The organism is Tahibacter amnicola (assembly GCF_025398735.1).
Classification (GTDB): Bacteria; Pseudomonadota; Gammaproteobacteria; order Xanthomonadales; family Rhodanobacteraceae; genus Tahibacter; species Tahibacter amnicola.
Genome location: NZ_CP104694.1, coordinates 4619516 through 4643614, shown reverse-complemented (window position 1 = coordinate 4643614; position 24099 = coordinate 4619516). Strand labels below are relative to the sequence as shown.

General features: G+C 65.8%; 19 protein-coding genes. 15 read left to right on the top strand and 4 right to left on the bottom strand.

Annotation, left to right across the window (positions count from 1 at the left end; genetic code table 11):
- Nucleotides 1–111: 111 nt before the first annotated feature.
- The gene (locus tag N4264_RS18150; protein WP_261693647.1) at nucleotides 112–1434 is read right to left on the bottom strand and encodes a patatin-like phospholipase family protein; all 1323 of its coding nucleotides are present in this window, start codon (nucleotides 1432–1434) and stop codon (nucleotides 112–114) included.
- Nucleotides 1435–1563: 129 nt separating this feature from the next.
- Complete coding sequence (locus N4264_RS18145; RefSeq protein ID WP_261693646.1) at nucleotides 1564–1845, bottom strand: polyhydroxyalkanoic acid system family protein; 282 nt, start codon at nucleotides 1843–1845, stop codon at nucleotides 1564–1566.
- A gap of 207 nt (nucleotides 1846–2052) precedes the next feature.
- On the opposite strand from N4264_RS18145, the gene N4264_RS18140 reads away from it, so the two are divergent.
- Genes N4264_RS18140 through N4264_RS18125 form a run of 4 tightly spaced genes read left to right on the top strand, consistent with a single transcriptional unit; the run spans nucleotide 2053 to nucleotide 7436 of the window.
- Nucleotides 2053–2721, top strand: a complete 669-nt coding sequence (locus tag N4264_RS18140) for a cupredoxin domain-containing protein (protein ID WP_261693645.1) — start codon at nucleotides 2053–2055, stop codon at nucleotides 2719–2721.
- Complete coding sequence (locus N4264_RS18135) at nucleotides 2693–5395, top strand: serine/threonine-protein kinase (protein ID WP_261693644.1); 2703 nt, start codon at nucleotides 2693–2695, stop codon at nucleotides 5393–5395. The genes N4264_RS18140 and N4264_RS18135 overlap by 29 nt, the downstream gene beginning before the upstream one ends.
- A gap of 2 nt (nucleotides 5396–5397) precedes the next feature.
- The gene (locus N4264_RS18130) at nucleotides 5398–6504 is read left to right on the top strand and encodes a putative porin (protein ID WP_261693643.1); all 1107 of its coding nucleotides are present in this window, start codon (nucleotides 5398–5400) and stop codon (nucleotides 6502–6504) included.
- Nucleotides 6505–6542: 38 nt separating this feature from the next.
- Nucleotides 6543–7436: an FHA domain-containing protein gene (locus tag N4264_RS18125; RefSeq protein WP_261693642.1), complete on the top strand. Its 894-nt coding sequence runs from the start codon at nucleotides 6543–6545 to the stop codon at nucleotides 7434–7436.
- Nucleotides 7437–7443: 7 nt separating this feature from the next.
- Here the strand turns inward: N4264_RS18125 and N4264_RS18120 are convergent, their stop codons facing one another.
- Both N4264_RS18120 and msrP read right to left on the bottom strand, forming a co-directional pair.
- Nucleotides 7444–8100, bottom strand: a complete 657-nt coding sequence (locus tag N4264_RS18120) for a protein-methionine-sulfoxide reductase heme-binding subunit MsrQ (RefSeq protein WP_261693641.1) — start codon at nucleotides 8098–8100, stop codon at nucleotides 7444–7446.
- Entirely contained in the window at nucleotides 8100–9080 is a 981-nt protein-coding gene (gene msrP / locus N4264_RS18115; protein ID WP_261693640.1) for a protein-methionine-sulfoxide reductase catalytic subunit MsrP, read from the bottom strand. The genes N4264_RS18120 and msrP overlap by 1 nt, the downstream gene beginning before the upstream one ends.
- Before the next feature lie 111 nt (nucleotides 9081–9191).
- On the opposite strand from msrP, the gene N4264_RS18110 reads away from it, so the two are divergent.
- From N4264_RS18110 to N4264_RS18060, 11 genes are all read left to right on the top strand, one after another.
- The gene (locus tag N4264_RS18110) at nucleotides 9192–12395 is read left to right on the top strand and encodes a PAS domain S-box protein (protein ID WP_261697654.1); all 3204 of its coding nucleotides are present in this window, start codon (nucleotides 9192–9194) and stop codon (nucleotides 12393–12395) included.
- Between the two features lie 366 nt (nucleotides 12396–12761).
- The gene (gene serC, locus N4264_RS18105) at nucleotides 12762–13844 is read left to right on the top strand and encodes a 3-phosphoserine/phosphohydroxythreonine transaminase (RefSeq protein WP_261693639.1); all 1083 of its coding nucleotides are present in this window, start codon (nucleotides 12762–12764) and stop codon (nucleotides 13842–13844) included.
- A gap of 220 nt (nucleotides 13845–14064) precedes the next feature.
- The gene (locus tag N4264_RS18100; RefSeq protein WP_261693638.1) at nucleotides 14065–14523 is read left to right on the top strand and encodes a chemotaxis protein CheW; all 459 of its coding nucleotides are present in this window, start codon (nucleotides 14065–14067) and stop codon (nucleotides 14521–14523) included.
- Nucleotides 14520–16019 carry a CheR family methyltransferase gene (locus tag N4264_RS18095; RefSeq protein WP_261693637.1) on the top strand — a complete coding sequence of 500 codons (1500 nt, stop codon included), beginning with the start codon at nucleotides 14520–14522 and terminating at the stop codon, nucleotides 16017–16019. The genes N4264_RS18100 and N4264_RS18095 overlap by 4 nt, the downstream gene beginning before the upstream one ends.
- Complete coding sequence (locus N4264_RS18090; protein ID WP_261693636.1) at nucleotides 16016–16546, top strand: chemotaxis protein CheW; 531 nt, start codon at nucleotides 16016–16018, stop codon at nucleotides 16544–16546. The genes N4264_RS18095 and N4264_RS18090 overlap by 4 nt, the downstream gene beginning before the upstream one ends.
- Nucleotides 16539–18011 carry a HAMP domain-containing methyl-accepting chemotaxis protein gene (locus tag N4264_RS18085; protein ID WP_261693635.1) on the top strand — a complete coding sequence of 491 codons (1473 nt, stop codon included), beginning with the start codon at nucleotides 16539–16541 and terminating at the stop codon, nucleotides 18009–18011. Before N4264_RS18090 ends, N4264_RS18085 begins: the two co-directional genes overlap by 8 nt.
- Before the next feature lie 3 nt (nucleotides 18012–18014).
- Nucleotides 18015–20060 (top strand): hybrid sensor histidine kinase/response regulator, encoded by a 2046-nt coding sequence (locus N4264_RS18080; protein WP_261693634.1) that lies wholly within the window; start codon nucleotides 18015–18017, stop codon nucleotides 20058–20060.
- Nucleotides 20057–21145: a chemotaxis-specific protein-glutamate methyltransferase CheB gene (gene cheB, locus N4264_RS18075; RefSeq protein WP_261693633.1), complete on the top strand. Its 1089-nt coding sequence runs from the start codon at nucleotides 20057–20059 to the stop codon at nucleotides 21143–21145. The genes N4264_RS18080 and cheB overlap by 4 nt, the downstream gene beginning before the upstream one ends.
- A complete protein-coding gene (locus tag N4264_RS18070) occupies nucleotides 21142–23118 on the top strand; it encodes a response regulator (RefSeq protein ID WP_261693632.1) in 1977 nt (658 codons plus the stop codon). The genes cheB and N4264_RS18070 overlap by 4 nt, the downstream gene beginning before the upstream one ends.
- Nucleotides 23115–23546, top strand: a complete 432-nt coding sequence (locus N4264_RS18065; RefSeq protein WP_261693631.1) for a response regulator — start codon at nucleotides 23115–23117, stop codon at nucleotides 23544–23546. Before N4264_RS18070 ends, N4264_RS18065 begins: the two co-directional genes overlap by 4 nt.
- Nucleotides 23547–23601: 55 nt before the next feature.
- Nucleotides 23602–24048 carry a response regulator gene (locus N4264_RS18060; protein ID WP_261693630.1) on the top strand — a complete coding sequence of 149 codons (447 nt, stop codon included), beginning with the start codon at nucleotides 23602–23604 and terminating at the stop codon, nucleotides 24046–24048.
- Nucleotides 24049–24099: the final 51 nt, after the last annotated feature.

Genomic DNA, 24099 nt, shown 5'->3' with positions numbered 1-24099 from the left:
GTGTGCGTATGGACGTCTATACGGCTCGCCGATCGCAAAGCGCAACGGTATGCGCGCCGGATGCTCGCGCATCGGAACGCCCGGTAGTGCAGGCGCCCGTCCGGCGGCATGTCAGGATTCGTCCGCCGGTTTCTTGCGCGCGCGCCGGCGTGCCGGTTTGCGTGGCTCGCTGCGCTGCGGGCGTGTCTGGCGTGATGCGGCGCGCCCCTTCTCGATCAGCCCATCCAGCTCGTCCAGTGCATAGCGCAGGCGCGAGGTCGTCGGTGAACCGGCCGGTCGGGGCTGGGCCAGGCCATCGTGCAGGGTGCGGTGGGTGTCGGACATCACGGCCTCGTCAAATGCCAGGCCGTTGCGCTGCAGAATCGGTTCGATCACCTCGCGGCGGGCTCGCAGGTCCGCCAGGGTCGAGCGGTAGGCATGCTCGGCCACCTGCTGACGGTTGGCGTAGCTGAAAACGTTGGTAAAAAACATTTTCACGTCATCCGCATTCGGCTCGAACAGCACCACATCGGCACTGTCGTAGTGCCGCGCGTAGCGCGAGACACTGGCTTGCATGCGCGACTGCAGCATGGTGCGGAACGTCTGCGACAGCACCGCGGGAAGGCCACCTTCGATCAGGCTGCCCGGCGCGGCCGCGCCGCTGGCGTGGGCCTGGGCGGCATCGAAGGGCACCAGCGGATTGATGCCGATGACCAGGTCGGCGCCCTGGTCAAGCGCGACGCTGGCGTGCAAGGTGCGCTGCAATGCGCCGTCGACGTAATACTTGGAGCCGATCTTCACCGGCGGGTAGAGGCCCGGCAGGGCAGCGCTGGCTTCAATCGCCACCGAGATCGGGACGTCATCGTGGCCGGGCGCACCGAAACGCACCTCGCGACCGCTGTCCAGTTCGACCGCGATGACATACAGGCGTCGCTGGAGCTCGCGGAAGTCGTTGCTGCGACCGTGCGTAGTGAACATCTCGCGCAGGAAGGACTCGATCGCTCCGTTGTCGAACAGGCCCGTCGGCAGCAGGCTGCCCAGGCGCATCAACGAATCGGACACGTTGAATTCAAGCGGATTGCGCGCCACTGCGCCAACCCAGTCGACAATCATGCGTGGCATGTGGATGGCGCGACGCAGGTACTCGAACATCGCCGGCCGGACGAAGACTTCCGGGTGGAATCGCGCCTGGTCCGACTGGCCGGTGAGGAAGATCCGGCACATCTCGGCGGTGTCGAGCAGGTTGGCCAGGCCCGCCGCCAGGAACGCGCCGGAACTGACACCGACGTAGACATCCAGGTCAGTCAGGTCCAGTCCCGTGACTGCCTCTTCGATGGCGCGCAGCGCGCCCAGCTCGTACATGCCGCCAATGGGGCCGCCACCGGCGACCGCTAAACCGATTCGCGCCCGCGTGGTCCGCTTGCGCGGCTTGCTGGCGGCCTGGACTACGAGCATGGAAACGACCTGATGCGAGTGACGAAGGGATTGTAGCGGGCGACCGCGACGGGACAACCGGCGCGGCCGCAAACGAGTGGAGGGGCGGGGGCCGGACCGGTGCCAATCGGCACGGCGCCGGCCGGAGGGTCACGCCGCGCCGAAGTGCTCGACCAGGCGTTTCTCGATTTCCTTCTCCACGGTGGGTTTGAGCATGGACAGCAGGAAGCCCAGTTCCGCGGTCACGTGAACCAGGCCCTTTTCCAGGGCGATCTTGCCGCTGACGCCCGAACGCTCGAAGTGGAGCACGTCGCCGTCCCATCCATAGGTGAGGTCAAATTTCTGGCTGATTTCGCGGGCCACGTCGGTGACGGCCTGCTTGGCTTCCTTGGTGGCTTTCTTGTGTTTGTGGCGGATGTCGATACTCGGCATGGACCATTCTTCCATCTGTTCTTCGGGCTGCCTGCCCGGGCGGCTTTGCACTATGATGCCTGAGAAGGCGTGCCGGGGGGACACGTGGCCACCACAGCGCTGCATCCGGTGGCATCCGTCCAAGCGTAGGCGAAACGCGCCGATCGCCGTGGTGCCGGAAGTCGGAACGGCCAGCCATCGGCGGGCCATGGTCGGTGAGGAGGCAATGTGCGCGCGATGAGATGGCTGTGTGCGGCCCTGGCTGGGCTTTCGTCGGTGGCCTGGGCGGCTACCATCGAAGGCCAGGTCACCCTGTACCTGGATGGCAAGGCGCTACGCCCGGAGGAGGCCGCCGAGGCGGTTGTCTACTTCCGGCCCACCAATCCCGGGGTGATGTCTCCATCGACCCAGCCCTACGAGATGGTCACCCAGCGAAAGCAGTTCGTGCCGCGCATCCTGCCGGTCACCGTGGGGAGCCAGGTGCGCTTTCCCAATCAGGATCCGATTCTCCACAACGCCTTCTCCAGCTCGAAAGACAACGCCTTCGATATCGGTCTCTACGGCCAGGGCGAGGGCAAGACCCAGCGCTTCGACCACGCCGGCTACGTGCGGGTGTACTGCAACGTCCACCATTCGATGGTCGGCCACATCCTGGTGCTCGATACCCCGCATTTTGTTCGACCTGACGCCCAGGGACGTTTCAAGCTCAAGGATGTGCCCGCCGGCAAGGGCGACCTGGTGGTCTGGCTCGACCGTGCCACGCCCTGGCACGGCGAACGGGTGGCGGGGCAGGGCGGTGCCGTGCAGGTAAAGCTGGATGTGTCGCAGAAGAAGATTCCTCCACATATGAATAAATTCGGAAAACCCTATGGCCGAAGCAGCGATGGCGGTTACTGACCTGCCCCGTCGTCAGCGCGGTTTCGCGTTGCCGCTGGCGCTGCGCTTCTTCCTGGCTACCGCGCTGCTGATCGTGCTGGCGGTCGGGGCCGCCGTCGTGGTGACCTATGTGCAGGGCCAGGGCGTGGCCAAGCAGGCCGTCGAGAAAGCGCTAACCACCAGCGCGGCCGTGCAGCGCGAATTCGAACAGCGCCGCCTGGAGCAACTGGAACTGTCGCTGCGCGTATTCGCCTCCGACGCCAGTTTCGTCAAGTACATTGCCGACGCCACCAGTGCCAGCACCCTGCCGGGCCTGGGCGGCGATGCCGGTCCTGATACCACCTCGATGCGTGACCTCCTCGGCGATCGCCAGAAGGAGTTCGGCTTTGACCTGGGCATCCTGCTCGACGGCAAGGGCGAGGTGCTGGCGCGCACCGACCAGAACGAGGCCTTCCGGGAATCCCTGGCCGAGGATGCCCTGGTGGCGCCCGCCCTGCAGGAAACCCGTCCGTTCAGCGGCTACTGGCGCTTCAACAACAAGCTGTACCAGGGCGCCATCGTGCCGCTGGCACAGGATGAGAACGTGGTCGGATTCCTGCTGCTCGCCGCAGCGATCGATGACAGCCTGGCACGCAAGGTCGCCCAGGTCAGCGGCGCCGAGATCGCTTTCTGGATTCCCGTCGACAAGAAGCCGACCCTGGTCGCCAGCTCGCTGGAATCTGCGGCCGCGGCCCAGCTCAAGGACGTGATCGCCAATTCGCCCGAACGGCTCAAGCCCATGACCGAGGGCGGTGTCGCACTGCACCTGGGCGACCAGGAATGGGTCGCCAAGAGTGCCGCGACAGCAGCCCCCGGCGAGGCGGCATTGGGTAATGTCGTGGTGCTGGCCTCGGCGGACCAGATCATCGCCAGCTACCGCTCCATCCTCAACAGCGTCCTGGCAGCGGGCCTGGCCTCCCTGCTCGCGGCGCTGCTGCTGTCCTATGTCATCTCCAAGGGCATCCTGCGGCCGGTCAGTGCCATGGCCAGTGCCGCCGAGGCGGCCGCGGCGGGGAATTTCCAGACGCGCATCGGCATCGAGGGCAAGGATGAACTGGCCCGCCTCGCGCGCGCCTTCGATTCGCTCCTGTCGGACCTGCGCGAGAAGAGCGACATGGAAGGCTATGTCGGCAATCTCGCGCGCTTCCTGCCGGAGCCCGGCCAGGAAGGCGGCGGGGCGGTGGTCGAGTTGCGTACGCGGCCGATGGCGGTGCTGCAGCCGCCGCACCGGGAAATGCATGCCTTGCTCGGGCTGGAATTCCGCGAATTGCTGACGCTTCCACCGGCCACCGCGCCCGAGGCGGTGCTGTCGATGCAGCAGCGCATTCAGTCGCGCCTGGAGGCGATGGCGGCCGTGACCTCGGGAATATGCCGGCCCCTGGTGGGCGCCCGCTGGTTGCTTGCCTTCAGTGGGCAGGCACGCCTGGTTGATGCGCTGCGTGTGTTTCGCGAAATCCTCAGCGAGGGCGAATTCAAACCCGCCGCCGCCCTGGCGGATGGTGCGATGGTGCTGGCCAGCGAAGAGCATGGCAAACAGCTGATCGGCCCGGCGCAGGTCCAGATCGACCGGCTGTTGTGCGATGCAGCGCCGGGGCAGCTGCTGGCTGGCAAGAATGCCGGCGAGTCGGTCAAGGGAGCGCTGGGACCCGACAGCGTGGCGGTGGCGACGGGCAATTTCAGCGGCAAGCCGTTTTATGCCGTCAATAATGAGGTGCTCGGACGCCTGCCGGAGCCGGATATCGGCGAGGGCGCTACTCTCCAGCGCTCCGCCGTCCGCGGCGCTTCTGCGCCGCGTGCAACAACCCCCGTCGTGTCGCGTGACACCGGCGAGCTCGCCGCGGGCACCACCTTGGGTGGCCGCTACCGGGTGCTGTCGGTGCTGGGTGCCGGTGGCATGGGCGTGGTCTACAAGGCGCACGACCTGGAACTGGATGACGTGGTCGCGCTGAAGATGCTCAAGCCCGGCGCGCTGCTCGATGCGGAGCAGCTCGACCGGCTCAAGAGCGAGATCAAGCTGGCCCGCCGCATCACCCATCCCAACGTGTTGCGCACCTTTGATTTCGGCGAAGTCAACGGCATGCCGTACATCTCGATGGAATACGTGCGCGGCATGACCCTGCGCTTCCTGTTGCGGGAAGCCAAGCGCGTGCCCTATTCGGCGGGGCTGCGCATCGCGCGCCAGCTGGCGGCCGGCCTTGCTGCGGCGCACGAAGTCGGTGTATTGCACCGCGACATCAAGCCCGAAAATCTGATCCTGGAAGCCAACGGCAACGCGAAGCTGATGGATTTCGGCATTGCCCGACCGGCCCGCCGCGCGCAACCGGGGCACACCCAGCCAGGCACGTTCCTGGGTACGCCCAACTATTGCGCGCCCGAACAGCTGGCAGGCGAGGAGGTCGACGAACGTGCGGATATCTATTCCTGCGGCGTTCTCATGACCGAGATGTTCTGTGGCGCTTTGCCGTTCAGCGGTTCGAACACGATGGAGATCTATATGGCGCAGATGCAGCAGGAACCCGCCCGACCCTCCGCGCTCTGGCCGGAAGTACGGCCGGAGCTGGAAGCCGTGATCCTGCGCTGCCTCAAGCGTAACGTCGCCGAACGCCCGCGCAGCGCCGCCGACCTGGCCGCCGCACTGGCGCAGTTGAGGGCCTGACGATGATGCTGCCTGGATCCCGATGGCAAGGCTGGCTGGCAGGCCTGCTGCTGGTGTCGACCGGCGCGGTCGCCCAGGGTGACCTGCTTTCGCCGGCGGACGAAGCACCGGAAGCGAACCAACCCTGGAGTTATTTTGGAGATCTGCTGCTACGCCTGGACTATGTCGATGGCCTGCCAGCCGGGCGCGACCCGCTCGAGCGGTTGCGTGGGCGGCTGCGGCTGGGCACCGCCTATGCGCCGATGCCGGAACTGCAGTTCGGTGCGGCGATCGAACTCGGGCAGGGCAGCGACGCCAATCGCGACAACCGCAGCAACAACGACAACGAACGCAGCGACGGCGGCAACCTCGACCAGCTCTGGCTGCGCTGGCAGGCCGGCGAAAACACCTCGGTGCTCCTGGGCAAGGCGCCATTCCCCTATGAACTGTCGCCGCTGGTCTGGGACCAGGACCTTCGACCCGCCGGCGCCAGCGTCGACCACTCGTTTGCCCTGGGGGATTTCAGCCGCCTGCAACTGACCGTCGGTGGCTTCGCGGCACAGCACCTCTACGACGACGATACCCGCATCGCCGCGGTGCAGGCGGCCTGGCGCTGGCGCGAAGGGGCGCCGACCAATGGCGCCGTCATCCTCAGTTACCTGGATTTTTCGCACCTGGAACAACTCACCCGCCAGGGCCTGGCACGGACGAACCGTCGCATTCCCGCCGGTGGTCCGCTGGCCAGCGACTACGAGCTGCTGGACCTGCAGCTGGTCGGCCGTACCACGCTCCGCAACTGGCCCCTGGAGGCCCGTCTGGACCTCGTGCACAACCTCGGCGCCGATGACGATGCCAACGGCGCCCGGTTCAGCGTCGTGCTGGGCGATCGCTTTGAACGCGGCGGCTGGGAGTTCGGCTACGCCATCCAGCGTAGCCAGCGCGACGCCGTCATGGCGGCCTTCAGCGAAGACGATTGGTGGTTCCACAGTTTTGCGCATGGCGTGATGCCATGGGTGGGTTACGGCATCGCCCCGCACTGGAGCGTGCGGCTGGCCGCATTCCACGAGCAGCGTGACGGCCTGCGCGAACACACGGACCGTGCCGCGCTGGATGTGGAAGCGCGCTGGTAATTGGCGTCGTGGCTCATGGTAAATTGCCACCGCGATTGATGACGGAGTGGACCGGGCAGCAGATGGAAATTCGCGCACGCTTGAGCTTTCCCCATGGCGAGCACGTGGACTACGTGCTGCGTCCCGGCGTGTGCAGCATCGGCTCGGGCACGACCAACCAGATCGTCCTGCCGGTACCCGGGGTGGCGTCTGACCACGCCCGGATCGAGGTCGACAACCGCGGCCTTACGCTGGCGGTCACGGACCCGCGCGCCCGGACGCACCTCAACGCCCGGCCGGTTCGCGAGAAGGGCATCTTGCGGCTCGGCGACATTCTCAGCATCGGTACGGTGCAGATCATGCTAAAGCCCGATCGCGACGACGTCATCCGTACCACTGTTCCCGCCGCCAAGAACGATGGCGGCGCCGAGACCCGGGTCCGCGCCATTCCTCCCCGGGTCGTACTACGTGGCGTTTCCGGCAGCCACTTCGGGCGGATCGTGCCCGTGCGCGTGCGCCTGACCATCGGCCGCGGCAGCGAGTGTGACCTGGTGCTCGACGAGCCGGAGATGTCGCGCCGGCACGCCATGATCGAGAACTCGGGCGAAGGCATCTACCTGCGCGACCTGGGTTCCTCCAATGGCACCTTCGTCAACGGCGTCCAGGTGCGCGATGCCGTACTGCATCCTGGCGATCAGATTGCCTTCGACCGCAATCGCTTCCTGCTCGAAGCGCCGGGACTGCCGTTGCGCGACGACGAAGTGACCGAGCGCTCCGATACGGCCGCGCCGGCGATCACACAGACGATGCAGGCGGTGGATTTGCCGATCAATCGCAAGCCGGCGGCGCCTGAGCCGGCAGCGGGCAACGGCCGCAACGAAATCTGGTGGCTGATTGCGGCGGCGGCCCTGATTGCCTGTGCGATCGCGCTGCTGCTCTTCTTCGGTCTGTGACTCTCCTTCAGCGTCGCTGCGGGGCGGGCGACCCGGTTGCCGGGGGTTCCCGCAGTCCCAGGCGCGCAGCCAGCCGGGTCCACGGTATGCGCCACAGCATCAGCACGGCGAAGATTGCCAGATACACCAGCGGTTCGCGCACGGCGATCTTCTGGCCGGATTTCACCAGCCAGAGAAAGTGTAGAACCGCCAGAAGTGCAATCGGATAGACCAGCCGGTGCAGCTGCGTCCAGCGCCGCCCGAGCCGCCGCATCATGCCGCGCGTTGAGGTCAATGCCAGCGGCACCAGCCCCGCCCAGGCGAGGAAGCCAACCGTGATGTACGGGCGTTTGACGATCTCCGCGAACAGTTGGGTCCAGAATCCGCCCAGGTCTATGATGAGGTATGTCGCCAGGTGCATCGTGGCGTAGAAGAAGGCAAACAAGCCCAGCATTCGCCGGAAGCGTAGAAGGGGCGCAAAGCCGGTGACGCGCCGCAGCGGCGTTACCGCCAGCGTGGCCAGCAGCAGCCGCAACGCCCAGTCGCCCGTGCGATGCTCCAGCTGTGCAACGGGATCAGGCCCGAGCGACTGGTGTGCGATGTCCCAGCCGATCCCTGCCAGCGGCAGCAGGCACAAAAGAAGGAACGGGACCTTGGCGGCGCCGATCGCATCCTTCGGCCACATCAGAAGTACTTCCTCGCATCGGCGTCCGTGTACAGCGAGGCCACGTGCTCCCCGTAGCCGTTGAAGGGCAGGGTTTCAATGCGATTGCCGAACAGGCTGCCGCCGCTGCCGGCGATGCGCCGCTCAGTGCGCTGACTCCAGCGCGGATGATCCAGCTGCGGGTTCACATTGGAATAGAAGCCATACTCGTCGGGCCCGGCGGCATTCCAGGAAGTCACCGGCTGCTCTGCCACGAACTCGATCCGCACGATCGACTTGATGCTCTTGAAGCCGTACTTCCACGGCACCACCAGTCGCAGTGGCGCGCCATTCTGGTTGGGCAGCACGCGTCCATACATGCCGACCGCAAGGAGCGTGAGCGGGTGCATGGCCTCGTCGATGCGCAGGCCTTCGCGATAGGGCCAGTCGAGCACCGGGTAGGACTGCCCAGGCATCTCCGCTGGTCGCATGACGGTCGTGAAGGCGACGTACTTCGCGCTCGACAGCGGTTTGAAGCGCTTGAGGCAGTCAGCCAGCGGCACGCCCACCCAGGGGATCACCATCGACCAGGCTTCGACGCAGCGCAGGCGATAGATCCGCTCCTCCAGCAGCTCGGGCTTGACCAGGTCGTCAAGATCGAACGTGCCGGTCACCTCGGCCAGTCCGGCGACCTCGACCGACCACGGTCGCGGCTTGAAACGCGCGGAATGTCTGGACGGATCCCCTTTGCCCGTTCCGAATTCGTAGAAATTGTTATGGTGCGTGGCGTCGTGCCAGCTGGTCTGTTCGTCGCGCGTGTCCCAGGCACTGGGGCGGCGCGCCTGCAGCGGGGCCGCATCCGGCATGATCGGTGCTTGGGTACCGGCGGTGGACTCCGCCTTGCAACCAGCGATCAGTAGCGGGCTCAACGCCAGCGATTTGAGCCATTCGCGGCGACCGTGATAGATCGGCTCGGGGGTGATCAGGGATCCGGGTATCGTGTCGAAGAATCGTTTCGTCATGGCTCGCTCCGTCGCTCACAGGACCGGCAGGACCGCAAACATCTTTCACCGTCCGGCTGGCGGCATGGGCGGCCGTGGCTATACTGGCCCGAAACGAGTCGATGCTGGGTGATGTTACCGGGGGACATCCAATTAGCCGAAGCGTTCCGCCTGTCCGCCAGCCTGGTGCTGGTACTGGACGCGGGGGACGGCTGCATCGTCGACACCAATGGCGCGCTAGAACGCATGCTCGGCTATTCCCGTGCCGAGATGATCGGCCGACGCCCGCTGGATATCGGCCTGTGGCTGGAACCGGACACGCGCGCCCGGATCTGGGCCCTGCTGCGTGGCGAACACCGCATCTGCGACGAACCCATCCAGTTCCAGACCCGTGATGGGCGCGCGTTGCGCGCGGTGCTCCAATGCGAGCTGTTTGAGAACAACGGCAAAGTGTATGTGTTGGCAATCGCCCGGGACGCCAGCCTCGATACCTTGCCGGTGCCGGCGCGGCTGGACGTGCAGAGCTATCGGTCACTGTTCCTGGCGGCCGCCGAGGGCATCTACCGAAGCCTGCCCGAAGGCAGCATGATCGACGTGAACCCGGCGATGGCGCGCATTTTCGGGTACGACTCTCCGGAAAGCCTGCTGCGCGAGTTTCCGCGCCCGACCAAGCAGGTTTACGTCGACCAGAACCACTGTTGCCGGCTGTACCAGACGCTGTCGGAAACGGGCCAGATCGAGAACGTGCGCTCGCAGGTCCGCCGGCGCGACGGTAGCACGATCTGGATCAGCGAGAACGCGCGCGCCGTGCGCAGCGACGGTGGCCAGACGCTCTTCTTCGAAGGATCGATTACCGACATCACCGAGCAGGTCGCCGCCGAGGCAATGCTGCGCCAGTCCGAGGAGCTTTATCGCATCCTGGTCGACAACTGCCGCGACGGCGTCTTCCTGATCCAGCGCGGCAAGATCATCTTTATCAACCATGCCATGGCGACGATGCTCGGCTATTCGATCGAGGACCTGATCGGATCGGACTATATGTCCCTGGTAGCGCCCGAGTCGCGGGATGCACAGGAACGTCGCCGTGCCGAACGTGAGTCCGGCTCGCTCGAAGTGCAGGGTTACGAGATCCTGATGCTGCAGAAGAGCGGTGCGCGGCGCCTGGTGGAAGTGCGTGCCGATCCGGTGGAGTTCAACGGCGACATTGCCAGCACTGGCACGGCGCGTGACATCACCGATGAGCGCCTGCGCCAGCGCGCATTGGCCGAAGCCGAGCGCAAGTTCCGCGAACTGTTCGAGCACTCGGTAGTGGGGCTGTTCCAGACCCATCCCGACGGCCGCGTGCTGATGGCCAATCCCGCACTGGCCCGCATGCTCAACTATGCGTCCGCCGACGAACTGGTGCGCCGCGTCGGGCATATCACCGAGGTGTATGCCGACCCCTCCCAGCGCAAGCCACTGCTGGATGTGCTGTTCACCGAAGGCAGCCTGCAAGACCTGGAGTTGCAGATCAAATGCAGCGACGGCCGCCTGATCTGGGTATCGCTCAATGCGCACGTCGTGCGGGATGAGTCCGGCGTGATCCGCAGCCTGGAAGGATCGGTCCAGGACATTACCGCCAAGCGTGACGCCGAGCGGGCGCTGCTACGCTCCGAGGAGCGCTATCGTGCGCTGGTCGAGCATAGCCAGGTGGGTGTCTACGTCATGCGCGACGAGCGCTACATTTACGTCAACCAGACGTTTGCCACGCTCACCGGATACGACGAGCGCGAACTCATCGGCATGCACTGGCGTGACCTCGGAACACCCGAAGGCGTGCGGATCGTGGAGTCGCGCCTTGCCGCGCGGAACCGCGGCGAGCCGTTGCCGCGTGACTACGAAACCATCGTGCGCTGCAAGGACGGCCGCGAGCTGCGTGTCAATGTCAGCGCCGGGCCGATCCGCCTGGAAGACGGTGAGTACTACAGCGGCACCCTGCGCGACGTCACCGAGCGGCACCGCTTCGAACAGGAGCTGGAACACCACGCCACGCATGATCTGCTGACCCAGCTGCCCAACCGCCTGCTGTTCGAACGCCGGATGGCGCATCGCCTGGAACAGGCCCATGCCGCGGGCACGTTTGACTATGTCGTCTTGTTCCTTGATCTGGACGGCTTCAAGCTGGTCAACGACAGCCTGGGCCACGCCGCGGGCGATCGCCTGCTGGTGGAGATCGCCGCCCGACTCAATCGCCTGTTGCCGCCGGATTCGGTGCTGGCGCGCTATGGTGGCGATGAGTTCACGGTTCTGCCGTCCGGGTCCTGGAATGCCGCCAATGCGGAGCAACTGGCGCGCCAGGTGCTCGATGCGCTGGCCACGCCGTTTGATCTGAACGGCCATCGCATCTATTCCGGCGCGAGCCTGGGTATCGTGCTCGGCCACGCGGATTACCAGAACCCCGAGCAGGTGCTGCGCGACGCTGATATCGCGATGTATCGCGCCAAGGCGCGAGGCAAGTCGGCCTATGTTGTCTTCGATGCGGCCATGCACGCGGCGGCCCGCGCCCGGTTCCGCCTGGAAACCGATTTGCGCCAGGCCTTCGAGCGCAAGGAGTTCCGCGTCTATTTCCAGCCCCTGGTCGAGCTGCGCAGCGGCCAGATCGTCGGCTGCGAAGCGCTGCTGCGCTGGAACCATCCGGAACGCGGCATCATCCTGCCGCCGGAATTTCTCGATGTCGCCGAGGAAACCGGCCTGATCGTCCCGATCGACTGGTGGGTGCTGGAAGAAACCTGTCGTTATCTCAAGCGCTGGCGCGATCTGTTTCCTGCCTATTCGCTGTTTCGCGCCAATGTGAATGTCGACGACCGCCAGTTCTCCGAGCGCGACATTGCAAACAGCATCGAAACCGTGCTCAAGCGCACCGGCGTCAGCGCCCAGGCGCTGGCCATCGAAGTAACGGAGACGGTGTTCCGCGCCGGTCGCGTGCAGGCAGAAACCATTCTGCGCGAAGTGAAGGCGCTGGGTGTCAGCCTGGTGGTCGATGACTTCGGTACCGGCTATTCGTCGCTCGACTCCTTCGCCTCGTCGCCGTTCGATGCGCTCAAGATCGATCGCAGCTTTGTGCGCGACATGGAATCCAATCGCCGCCATCGCGCCATCGTGCGCACTATTTCAGGTTTTGCCGAGGACCTCGGCCTGTCACTCACGGCCGAAGGCGTCGAAACCAGCGCCCAGGCCGAGTTGCTCCTGGCGATGGGGTGCACGACCGCGCAGGGCTTCCTCTATGCCCCGGCGCTGCCGGCCGAGGAAATGGAATTGACCCTGGCTGCCGGGTCGGGACTCAAGCGCCGCGCGTGATCGCAAATGCGACATCCAAGCGGTGGTTAGTTACTGCGGACACCCGGCTACGCGTGGCCTGTGCAATTGCCCTGCATATCGGTCGTTCAGCAAGGTCGGCGCGGTGCCGAATGCGTAGCAATAATTGCGATGGACAGATCGGCGCTGGTTAGACAAACACAGCGGCGCGTGGCGCTGGAACACATTCCGCCTGGGTTGCGTGTGAGCGGAATTGCCGCGATCGGACGAATTGCACGTGCCGAGCCTGGATTCGCCGCCCAGCCCACAGGCACTCAATCCGTTGATTGTCACACGCCGTCCGCTTATTGCCATTGCCTCCTCGACACCTCTGCGGCTATGGTTTCCCGACTATTCGGGAGTATTCGCGTGAGTCGAGGACATAATTTCAGCGCCGGTCCTGCGGCGCTGCCGGAAGCGGTATTGCGTCAGGCGCAAGCGGAGTTCCTGGAATGGGATGGTTCCGGGGCCTCCATCATGGAAGTCAGCCACCGTGGCAAGGATTTCATCGGCGTCGCCGAGGCGGCCGAAGCGGACCTGCGGGAGCTCCTGGCGATTCCGGCCAATTACAAGGTGTTGTTTCTGCAGGGCGGCGCGACGCAGCAATTCGCCCAGATCCCCATGAATATCGCCCGTCGCGACCAGCGTGCGGATTACGTGGTCACCGGCGACTGGAGCGAGAAGGCCGTGCGTGAGGGCGCGACGCTCGCCCGGATCCACGTCAGCGCCAGCTCGCAGAGCACCAACTACACCAGCATACCGGCCCGCGACGGCTGGGACCTGGATCCGAACGCCGCCTACGTGCACTACACGCCGAACGAAACAATCCGGGGCGTTGAATTCCACGACATTCCCGATGTCGGCGACGTGCCCTTGGTGGCGGACATGTCCTCCACGATTCTTTCGCGCCCGCTGGATGTCTCCCGCTTCGGCCTGATCTATGCCGGTGCACAGAAGAACATCGGTCCGTCCGGCCTGGTCGTCGTGATCATCCGCGAAGACCTCCTGGCGCGCTGCCCGAAGGATATTCCCAGGATCTTCAGCTTTGCCGAGCATGCCGCCAATAGTTCCATGCTCAACACTCCCAACACATTTGGCTGGTACCTGGCCGGGCTCATCTTCAAATGGCTCAAGGCGCAAGGGGGGCTGGCCGCCATGGAAGTGCGCAACCGCACCAAGGCGCAGACGCTATACGACTACATCGACGGTTCCGGTTTCTATCGCAATCCGGTGGAGGTGTCTGTCCGCTCGTGGATGAATATTCCCTTCACCCTGCCGACCACCGAGCTGGACGCGCCCTTCCTGCGCGAGTCGCAGCAGGCTGGCCTGCTCGCCCTCAAAGGGCACAAGCTGGTTGGTGGCATGCGCGCCTCGCTCTACAACGCGGTCAACCAGGACAGCGTCGACGCCCTGGTGTGCTTCATGAAGGACTTCGCCCGCCGCTACGGTTGATCCGCCCATTCCGACTCCTGCCGGACGCAACCATTGCGGCGGCAGGAGTCCCCTGGCCAGGCGGTGCTGCAAATAGACTATTGCAGCGTATTTCACTATTCTGACTCGGTCCGACGGGCCCGCCACGCGCGGTAAGCTCCGGACCATCTTGCCAGCCGGCCAAGCGCCGTCCGGTGCGATGGCGAACGCCAGACCGCATGGGTAATGCTTGGAGGCGTGCGTGAGCGAAGCCAGCCAAGAGATCCTGTTGCTGTGCACGGTGGCCGGCAGAACGCTCGGCCTGCGGCTGTCGCAAGTGGAGGAAACGCTGCGACCGCTTCCCATCGTGCCGGTGGCTGGCGCACCTGCGGCCATCCCCGGCTTCTCGGTGATTCGCGACCGCCCCGTTCCCGTGGTCGATATGGCTTTGCTGCTGGGACTCGCCTGGACACCGCCGCAGCGCCTCGTGACGATCAAGATCGGCGAGCGCCGGGCTGCATTGGCGGTGACGAGCGTTGACGGCGTCCGGCGATTGCCGGGGGCACAGTTGCAGGCGCTCCCGGCGCTGTTTCGCGATGCCACCGATGAGCGTGTCGCCGGTATCGTCGCCCTGGACAGCGAGCTGTGGTGGGTGCTGCGCGAATCGCGGCTCGTGCCTGAGTTCGCCTGGGAGAACCTGCCGGACGAGGTGCCCGCGTGAAGGTGCTGGCTGACCCCGGCGAGGCGCAGCGCCTGCGCGCTATCGTCGAACGCGACCTGGGCCTTCTGTTCGAAGAATCGAAGATGGGGCTGCTGGATGCGGTCCTGCAGCGACGGGCGCGGGCTGCCGGCTGCTCGGTCACGGACTACCTCGACCAGCTGGAAAGAATATCGCCGCGGGACGAGACCCTGGCGCTGGCGCAGGAGCTGACCGTCTCGGAGACGTACTTCTTCCGGCACGTCGAGCAGTTCCAGGCGTTCGTCGGTCAGGTGCTGCCCGACCGCATGCATTGGCGCGGCAGCGGACGCCGCTTGTCGTTGCTCTCGGCCGGCTGCGCCAGTGGCGAAGAGCCCTACACGCTGGCAATGCACGTGAAATCGGTGGTCCCCGAGCCTGAATGGCAGGTATCGATCCTGGGCGTGGACATCAATCCGCATTCGCTGGCAAAGGCCCGCCAGGGGCGGTATTCAGCGTGGGCGCTGCGTTCCATGGCGCCAGCCGATCGCCAACGCTGGTTCCGCAAGGACGGTAGCGAGTTCGTGCTGGATGACCGCGTGCGCAACGCGGTGCGCTTTGATCAGCGCAATCTCGTGGCGGAAAACCCGGACCTGTGGCGCGACGGCGAGTACGACGTCATCTTCTGTCGCAACGTGCTGATGTACTTCTCGCCGGAGCAGGCACAGGAGCTGATTGCCCGCCTGACGCGCGCACTCGCACCCGGCGGGTATCTGTTCCTCGGGCACGCCGAGACCCTGCGGGGGCTTTCGCAGGACTTCCATCTGCACCATACCCACGACACGTTCTACTACCAGCGCCGGGAGCGGGAGGCAGAATCAACGCCCCCGTCGCCGTATGCGGCCCGGGAATTCATCGCGCCGGCAACCGAGCCCCCGGAAACGTGGATGGACGCCATCGGCCAGGCCAGCGAACGCATACGGCGATTGACCGACGAGATACCGGCTGCCGCGGCGCCACCCCCGTTTTCGCCGCGACTGGCGCTGGCTGCGCCGTTGGCGATGCTGGGTCAGGAGCGTTATGCCGACGCGCTGGAACTGATCAACAGCCTGGTTCCCGATGCCCGCTCGGATCCCGATGTCCGCCTGTTGCAGGCAGTGTTGCTGGCGCATGCGGGGCAGTGGCCGGCGGCGGAAGCGGCGAGTGCCCGGTTGCTGGAACAGGATGACCTCAACGCGGGCGCCCACTACGTGCTGGCGCTGTGCGCCGAAGCGGCGGGCGACTTGTCGCGTGCCTGTGGGTCGCTGGAGGTAGCCGCCTATCTCGACCCGACGTTCGCCATGCCCCGGCTGCACCGCGGACTGATCGCGCGCCGGATGCGTGACGGCGAAACGGCGCGGCGCGAACTCACCCGTGCACTCGGATTGCTGCAGCACGAAGACGGCACGCGCCTGCTCTTGTTTGGCGGCGGCTTCAACCGCAACGCCCTGGTCACGCTGTGCCGCAGCGAACTGGATGCACTGCCCGGAGCTGCCGCATGAGCATGCACGATCTATCCGTCGCGACGTTGCGCGAGAACTTCGACAACGCGTTCGCCCGTGCCTGGCGTGACGTGGACCGCGCGACCGAAGATTTCCTGTTCGTGCGTGTGCGTGACGATCCCTACGCGATCAAGCTGTCGGAGATCGCGCATCTTTCCGCCGATCGTCCACTCATGCGCCTGCCCGGCGGCGCGCGCGAAGCGCTGGGCCTGGCTGCCGTGCGCGGAACCCTCGTGACGGTCTATGACCTTGGTCTCCTGCTGGGGCAGGGCGGCGGTGCCGCGCCACGCTGGATGGTGGTATCGCGCCTCCCCCGGGTGCTGGGGCTGGCGTTTGATCGGCTGGATGGACATCGCCGCGTGCCGGCGTCGGCGGTCTCGCCGATCACGCAGGAACAGGGCGGCAGGCACGCGACCGAGATGGCCGTGAACGGCGACGACGGGCCGCGCCCGGTCGTCAGCGTGCGGCGATTGCTCGACCTGCTTTTACCTTCCGTTTCCGCCTTCGGAGATCGCATCGATGGCTAGGCAGTGGACTTTTGGTCAGAAGATCGGCGCCGGATTCCTGGTGATGGCGTTGATCGGCATCGCGGTCGGCGTCGTGGCTATCATCGCGCTCCGCAGCGTGGTTGCCAGCAAGGACGAGGTGATTGCCGTCAACGCGCGCCTGCTGACGGATGCCGAGCGTCTGCGTGGCGACGCCAACCAGATGAGTGCGTCGGTCCGAGGCTACCTGTTGACCCGCGACACCCAGTTTCTGGAGCAGAACCGCGAAGCGTTTTCGGACGCGCAGACCGCCGTGCAGGCACTGGAACGCGCGGCGGCGTCCGCTGAAGAGAAGCAACTCGTCCAGGCGGTCTCACGCACGCTGGCTGAGTACAGCCAGTCCACTGAAAGCGTGGTGGCGGCGAAAGAGAACAACCAGGCGCTCGATGTCGTGGCACAGACCTTCGAAAGGGAGGTATTGCCCCGGCGTGTCGCATTGAAAGCGGCGATGAACGCATTTATCGCCGCTGAGGAAATGCGTCTGGAATCCGCGCGAAAGGCCTCTTCGGAACGCGCGGAATCGGCAATCTGGTCGGTCAGCGCGATGTCTGCGCTGGCGATCGCCTTCGCCGTCGTCGTGGCGTTCGGATTGTCGCGCACGCTCAGCCGCCAGGTCGGAACCGCGGTCGGTCATGTCCGCAATTCATCCACCGAACTGCAGGCCGCTGCCAACCAGCAGGCGACCGGCGCCAAGGAACAGGCGACGGCGATGAGCGAAATCACCACGACGATCAGCGAGCTGCTGGCGACATCACGCCAGATCGCGGCGAGTGCGCAGCGGGTCGCCGGTGTCGCCGAGCAGACGGCGGAAGCGGCAAGAGCCGGAGAGGGGACGGTCGGGCGCGCACACGAGTCGATTGCGAGCATTCGTCGGCAGGTCGACCTGGTCGTGACGCACATGGTCGGCCTGGGCAAGAACTCGCAGCAGATCGGCGTGGTGCTCGATATCGTTTCCGAGCTCGCCGAGCAGACCAACATCCTCGCGATCAACGCCACCATCGAAGCTGCCGGCGCCGGTGACTCGGGCAGGCGGTTCGCCGTCGTCGCCGACGAGATCCGCAAGCTGGCCGATCGCGTGGCGGGCTCCGCCAAGGAAATCCGCGTCTTGATTGACGACATTCAGAGCGCAGTCAATACCGCCGTGATGGCGACCGAGACCGGTTCCAAGGCGGTCGATGTCGGCGCGCACCAGTTCGGCGATGTTGCCAATCTTTTCCGGCACATCGTGTCGCTGGTGGTGACCACGACCGAAGCGGCCCGTGAGATCGAGCTGTCGACCAAGCAGCAGTCGACGGCCGTGGAACAGGTCAACCTGGCGATCGGTGATGTGGCACAGGCGGCCAGGGAAACCGAAGCCAGCTCTGGTCAGACCCTGCAGACGGCTTCGCAGCTGGCCGGATTGTCGCGGGAGTTGCTCGGCCTGGTGCGCGCGGAAGTGGCGGCGTGAGCCATGGCGCGCGATCCGCTCAAGTATTTTCGTATCGAAGCCAAGGATCTACTCGACCGGCTCGGACAGGGCGTACTCGCGCTCGAGCAGTCCCGGAACGTTTCCGAAGCGGTGGCAAGCCTGCTGCGCGTTGCCCACACCCTGAAGGGCGCGGCGCGGGTGGTGAAGCAACGCGAGATCGCGGATCACGCGCACGCCCTGGAAGATGACCTGGCGCCGCTGCGTGGCTCAACCGGGCCGGTGCCTGCCGAGGTGATCAGCGTCCTCCTGCGTCGGCTCGATGACATCGCCAAGGGCGTCGTCCAGCTGCAGACGCCCGTGCCGGAATCGGCCCCGCCCGAATCGACGCCGGTACTCATTGATGCCACGCGCAGCGTCCGGGCAGACATGGCCGAAGTGGACGGTCTGCTCGACGGATGCGACGAGCTGTACGGACTGCTGGGTGGGCTTCGTCGCGGACTGACCTGTGTGGCCCAGTGCCAGGAACGGATCAGCCAGCTGCAGATCCGCCTGGCTGCGCCGGCCAATAGCGGTGCGGAAGGCCAGCGCGCGTATCGGGTGCAGACGGGTGGCCTGGCGGAGGAGTGCCGTTCCCTCCTGGGCAGCGCGGCGCGCACGATGACCCACTACGTCGAACACATCGACCGCGAGTTGGCGCAGGTGCGCGAAACGGCGGAACGCATGCGGCTGGTCCCCGCTGCTACGGCCTTCTCGGCGTTAGAGCGGGCCGCCCGGGATGTGGCGCTATCGGAAGGAAAGCGCGTGCGGTTCCAGGCCAGCGGGGGGGACATCAGCCTCGACGCCAATGTGCTCGATGCACTGCGTGACGCAGCGATTCAGCTGGTCCGCAACGCCGTCGCGCACGGTATCGAGGTGCCGGAGGAGCGCGTGCGGCGCGGCAAGCCCGAAGAAGGCCACGTTCTCGTGCGTCTGGAGCGCCGGGGGCGGCGCCTGGCATTGACCTGCAGCGACGACGGCCGTGGCGTCGACCGCGATGCGGTATGGCGCGTTGCCCAGGCGCATGGCCTGGGCGCGGACATCGGCGACCTGGACGATCCGGCCGTGTTGCAACGGGTGTTGACGCACAGTGGTATCAGCACCGCCGGCAAAGTGACCGATGCCGCCGGGCGCGGTGTGGGCCTGGACGTGGCGCGCCGCGCCGTGGAACGTCTCGGCGGATCGCTGCAGGTGAGCTCGTCGGCGCAGCGCGGCACGGCGATGACTCTCACCGCGCCGCTGTCGTTGGCGGCGATCGACGCCCTGACCGTGAGCGTGGGCAGCGAATCCCTGTGTTTTCCGCTGGACGCGGTGCAATGCGGCGTGCGTGTGGCGAGTGACGAACTGACGCGGACGGGTGTGGAGGATCGCGTGGCCTGGGAAGGAGCGATGATTCCGTTTCTTCCCCTCGAAACCGTGCTGCGGCCCGAGGCGACGGCACGCCGCGCACGTGCCTGGACCGCCGTGATCGTGCGTGGCGCGGGTGGTCCCGTTGCCGTGGGCGTGGATCGCATCGTCGGTGTCGGGACGATCGTGGTCCGGCCGTTGCCACCGCCGGGCCAATCGGCCGGATTCGTGGCCGGGGCATGCCTGGATGTGCAGGACGGCCCGCGCCTGGTAGTGGATCCGGACGGTCTGATCGCCGCGGTGCGCGCTGGGCGCCTGGTTTCCGAACCGACGCGCGCCCGTGCGCCGATCCTCATCGTTGACGATTCGCTGACGACCCGGATGTTGGAGGAAAGCATCCTGCTGTCGGCCGGCTATGCGGCGGAGCTGGCCAGTTCCGCGGAAGAAGCGCTGGAAATGGCGGCACGCCGGGACTACGCACTGTTCCTGGTCGACGTCGAGATGCCTGGCATGGACGGCTTCGGGTTCCTGGAACACATCCGCGCGGACGAACGGCTCAGCCGCACGCCCGCCATCCTGGTCACCTCGCGGGCTTCGGTCGATGATCGCGAACGGGGACGCCGACTCGGCGCCGTGGCGCATCTGGCCAAGAACGAGTTCGACCAGCGCGAACTGCTGGCCTGCATCGGGAGCATCGTGCCGTGACGGCGCAACCGATCCGCGTGCTCGTGGTCGAGGACTCGCTGACAGTCCGCCAGTACCTGTGCGAGGTGCTCGCGGGTGATCCCGAGATCAGCGTGGTCGGCGCGGTCGGGGATGGCAAGGCGGCCATCGCCCAGTGCCAGGCTCTGCGGCCGGACGTGGTCACGATGGACATGATTCTGCCGCTGATGAGTGGCCTTGCGGCGACCGAATACATCATGGCGCATTGTCCGACGCCGATCCTGATCGTCTCCGCTTCGTTCAATCGTGGCGAAGTGTTCAAGACGATGGACGCCCTGGCAGCGGGTGCGGTGGAAGCCCTGGACAAGCCGCTGGGCGGCGAGGGGGACGCGGCCTGGGAGAAACACTTCCTCGCCACTGTGAAGCTGGTGTCGCGCATCCGTCCGATCACGCATCCGCGGGCGCGGCTGCCGCGACTGCGGAGCTATGAGAATTTGTCACCGGCGCCGCAGATGGTGCCGCCAGGTGGCGAACGCGGGGCGTACCGCGTGATTGCCATCGGAGCCTCGACCGGCGGGCCCAGCGCTGTCGTGAAAGTGCTTCGCGCGTTGCCGTGCAGCCTGGGTGTTCCGATACTGCTGGTGTTGCACATGGCCGGGCAGTTTTGCTCGGCATTTGCCGAATGGCTGGACACGCAAAGCGAATGGCCCGTCGTACAGGCGCGCGATGGCGATCGCATCGACGGCGCGATCGGCCGTGTCTGCATCGCGCCGCCGGACTTGCACCTGGGTGTACGCGACGGCCGGTTGTTCCTCAGTGCGGAGCCGGAGCGGCATTCCTGTCGGCCTTCGGTCGATGTGCTGTTTGAATCCGTGGCCCGTGAATTCGGGCCAACGGCCATTGCCTGCCTGCTCACCGGCATGGGGCGCGATGGCGCCAGCGGACTGCTGGATATCCGTCGCAGCGGGGGGTTCACGATCGCGCAGGACGAAGATTCATCGGTGGTGTTCGGCATGCCGCGCGAGGCGATTCGCCTCGGGGCGGCCGAGCGCGTGCTGCCGCTGGATGCGATTGGTCCGACGATGGCGCAGCTGCCACCGGCAGTGGCCGGAGTGATGCGCCGATGAGCGAACCCGTCCTCATTGTCGATGACAGCCTGACGGTCCGGATGGATCTGGTGGATGCGTTCGAGGCAGCTGGCTACCAACCGATTGCGTGCGGCAGCGTGGCGGAAGCGCAGCGGGTGCTGGCGGGGCAGAGCCCGGCGGTCGTGATTCTGGATGTCGTGCTGCCCGATGGCGATGGAATCACCCTGCTCGGTGAGATCCGCGCCCGGGAAGAATCCCCTTCGCCCGTGGTACTGATGCTGTCGACCGAGGCGGAAGTGCGCGACCGCATCCGCGGATTGCGCACGGGTGCCGACGAGTACGTGGGAAAACCCTACGATTCGGGCTATGTCGTGGCCAAGGTGCGTGAGTTGCTGCGTACGCGCGACGGCAACCCGACGGAAGGGCCGAATGTCCTTCTGATTGATGACAGCGCCACGTTCCGCCACGAGCTTGCAACGGCGCTGACAGCCAACGGCTATTCGGTACGCACTGCAGCCAGCGGCGAGGAAGGCCTGCGCGCCGCGGCCGATCAGCCGCCCGGTGTCATCCTGGTCGATGGCGTGCTGCCCGGCATCGACGGCGCAACCGTCATTCGCCGCCTGCGCCTCGACACGCTGCTGCGCAGCGTTCCCGCGGTCCTGCTGACCGGATCGGAAGGACCGGTCTCCGAACTGCGCGCCCTGGAGGCGGGGGCTGATGCGTACCTGCGCAAGGATGAAGACCTGGATCTCATCCTCGCCAAGCTGGACGCGGTGGTCCGCAGCGCGTCGACGCGGCAGACCATTGACAGTGCACAGAGCCTGCTGGGACCCAAGAAAGTGCTGGCGGTAGACGACAGTCTGACCTTCCTGCACGAAATGGCCGATTCCCTGCGTTCGGAGGGCTACGAAGTGATCCTCGCCCACTCCGGCGAGGAAGCGCTGGACCTGCTTGCCGTGCAGTCGGTCGATTGCATCCTGCTGGACCTGATCATGCCCGGGCTGGGCGGTGAGGAGACCTGCCGGCGCATCAAATCAACGCCCATGGTGCGCGACGTGCCGCTGATTCTCCTGACGGCGCTGGAAGACCGCACGGCCATGGTGCAGGGGCTGGCGGCGGGTGCGGACGACTATATCGCCAAGTCCAGCGACGTGGAGATTCTCAAGGCGCGCATCCGTGCGCAGTTGCGGCGCAAGCAGTTCGAAGACGAGAACCGGCGCATCCGTGATGAATTGCTGCAGCATGAGCTCGCTGCCGCCGAAGCGCGCGCGGTGCGCGAACTGGCGGCGGCGCGTGCCGTGCTGGTGGACGAACTGGAGCAGAAGAATCGTGAACTGGAAGCCTTCAGCTATTCGGTGTCGCACGATCTGCGCGGTCCGCTGCGGGTCATCGACGGCCTGAGCCAGGCCTGCCTGGAAGATTACGGCGGGCGGCTGGAGGAGGAAGGCCGCGGCTATCTGCAGCGTGTCTGCGATGCGGCGCGGCGGATGGGTGAACTGATCGACGACCTGCTCGCGCTTTCCTGGGTCGGACGCACTGATCTTCGCCGTGAAAGCGTGGATCTTTCCACTATGGCGCGCGGTGTGGCCGATGAGCTGCGACGCAAGGAGCGCCACCGCCAGGTCACGGTCAACGTCGAAGACGGGCTCGTGGTGGAGGCCGACAGCCGGCTCATGCGCATCGTGCTGGAAAACCTCCTCGGCAACGCCTGGAAGTTCACCTCGCGCACGGACGATGCCCGTATCGATTTCGGTACGGAACGGCTGCCGGACGGAATGGCTTTCCGCATCCGCGACAACGGCGCGGGTTTTGACATGGCATTCGCCGAAAAACTGTTCCGTCCGTTTCAGCGGCTGCACGATGAAACGCAGTATCCCGGCACTGGCATTGGCCTGGCCACGATTCAACGCATCATCGACAGGCATGGCGGAATCACCTGGGCGACCGGCGAGATCGGGCGCGGCGCCACCCTGTATTTCACCTTGCCGGAGGAGCGCGGGAGGTCGTCATGAATGCACAGGCGGTGATCCTTCTGGTGGAAGACAACCCGGGCGACGTGGAACTCACCCAGCGCGCGTTGCGTCATCGTGGCGTCGCCGCACATACCACCCTGGTGGCGCGCGACGGCCAGCAGGCGCTCGACCTGGTGCAGCAGGTCTGCTCAGGCAGTGGCTCGCCGCGACCCGACGTCGTGCTGCTGGACCTGCACCTGCCGAAGATCGACGGGCTGGAAGTCCTGCAGCAGTGGCGCACGCAGGACGAGACGCGCGATCTGCCGGTGGTCGTGATGGTGTCCAACAAGGAGCAGCGCGACGACATCCGGCGTGACGTCGTCGGCGCCAACGGCGTGCTGCTAAAACCCCTCAACGCGGCTGATTTCATCGATCTGGTGCGAGAGCTGGGATTGACGCAGCTGGTCGCGGAGCGGCCGGAGGCGTAGCAGGCGTGCGGTTTCGCCCCAAGGGGCAACCGCACTTGTCAGCAGGAGGCGAGACATGGCTATCACCGACGAAAATATCGACGTTCTGCTCGTGGATGACAGCGCCATCGATGCGGAACTGACGCTGCACGGCCTGCGCAGTGGCGACCAGGCACGACGCGTGCTCTGGCTGCAGGACGGCGACGTCGCGCTCGACTACCTGTTCCGGCGCGGCCGGTACGCCGGCCGCTCGGACGCTGGTCCGCGAATGGTGCTGCTGGACCTGAAAATGCCGCGTGTCGACGGCATTGACGTGTTGCGCGCCATCAAGGGCGATCCTGCCACCAGCATGATTCCGGTCGTGATCATGACCTCGTCGCAGGAAGAGTTCGATATCGCCAAGAGCTATGACCTGGGCGCCAACAGCTACATCGTCAAGCCCGTGCATCTGCACGAGCTGATGGGGATTGCGCAGAAGACGGGCCTCTACTGGTTGTCGACCAATCGTCCGCGCATCGGATGATGCGGCCACGCCGGATGGTGGGTGATCGTCGCCGCGCCATCGCAACGCGAT

What these genes read in the sequence shown, in the direction of transcription:
- N4264_RS18150 (WP_261693647.1), bottom strand. Translation starts at nt 1,434, where the DNA reads ATGCTCGTAGTCCAGGCCGCCAGCAAGCCGCGCAAGCGGACCACGCGG.
- N4264_RS18145 (WP_261693646.1), bottom strand. Translation starts at nt 1,845, where the DNA reads ATGCCGAGTATCGACATCCGCCACAAACACAAGAAAGCCACCAAGGAA.
- N4264_RS18135 (WP_261693644.1), top strand. Translation starts at nt 2,693, where the DNA reads ATGGCCGAAGCAGCGATGGCGGTTACTGACCTGCCCCGTCGTCAGCGC.
- N4264_RS18130 (WP_261693643.1), top strand. Translation starts at nt 5,398, where the DNA reads ATGATGCTGCCTGGATCCCGATGGCAAGGCTGGCTGGCAGGCCTGCTG.
- N4264_RS18125 (WP_261693642.1), top strand. Translation starts at nt 6,543, where the DNA reads ATGACGGAGTGGACCGGGCAGCAGATGGAAATTCGCGCACGCTTGAGC.
- N4264_RS18120 (WP_261693641.1), bottom strand. Translation starts at nt 8,100, where the DNA reads ATGTGGCCGAAGGATGCGATCGGCGCCGCCAAGGTCCCGTTCCTTCTT.
- msrP (WP_261693640.1), bottom strand. Translation starts at nt 9,080, where the DNA reads ATGACGAAACGATTCTTCGACACGATACCCGGATCCCTGATCACCCCC.
- N4264_RS18110 (WP_261697654.1), top strand. Translation starts at nt 9,192, where the DNA reads ATGTTACCGGGGGACATCCAATTAGCCGAAGCGTTCCGCCTGTCCGCC.
- N4264_RS18090 (WP_261693636.1), top strand. Translation starts at nt 16,016, where the DNA reads ATGAGCATGCACGATCTATCCGTCGCGACGTTGCGCGAGAACTTCGAC.
- N4264_RS18085 (WP_261693635.1), top strand. Translation starts at nt 16,539, where the DNA reads ATGGCTAGGCAGTGGACTTTTGGTCAGAAGATCGGCGCCGGATTCCTG.
- N4264_RS18080 (WP_261693634.1), top strand. Translation starts at nt 18,015, where the DNA reads ATGGCGCGCGATCCGCTCAAGTATTTTCGTATCGAAGCCAAGGATCTA.
- N4264_RS18070 (WP_261693632.1), top strand. Translation starts at nt 21,142, where the DNA reads ATGAGCGAACCCGTCCTCATTGTCGATGACAGCCTGACGGTCCGGATG.
- N4264_RS18065 (WP_261693631.1), top strand. Translation starts at nt 23,115, where the DNA reads ATGAATGCACAGGCGGTGATCCTTCTGGTGGAAGACAACCCGGGCGAC.
- N4264_RS18060 (WP_261693630.1), top strand. Translation starts at nt 23,602, where the DNA reads ATGGCTATCACCGACGAAAATATCGACGTTCTGCTCGTGGATGACAGC.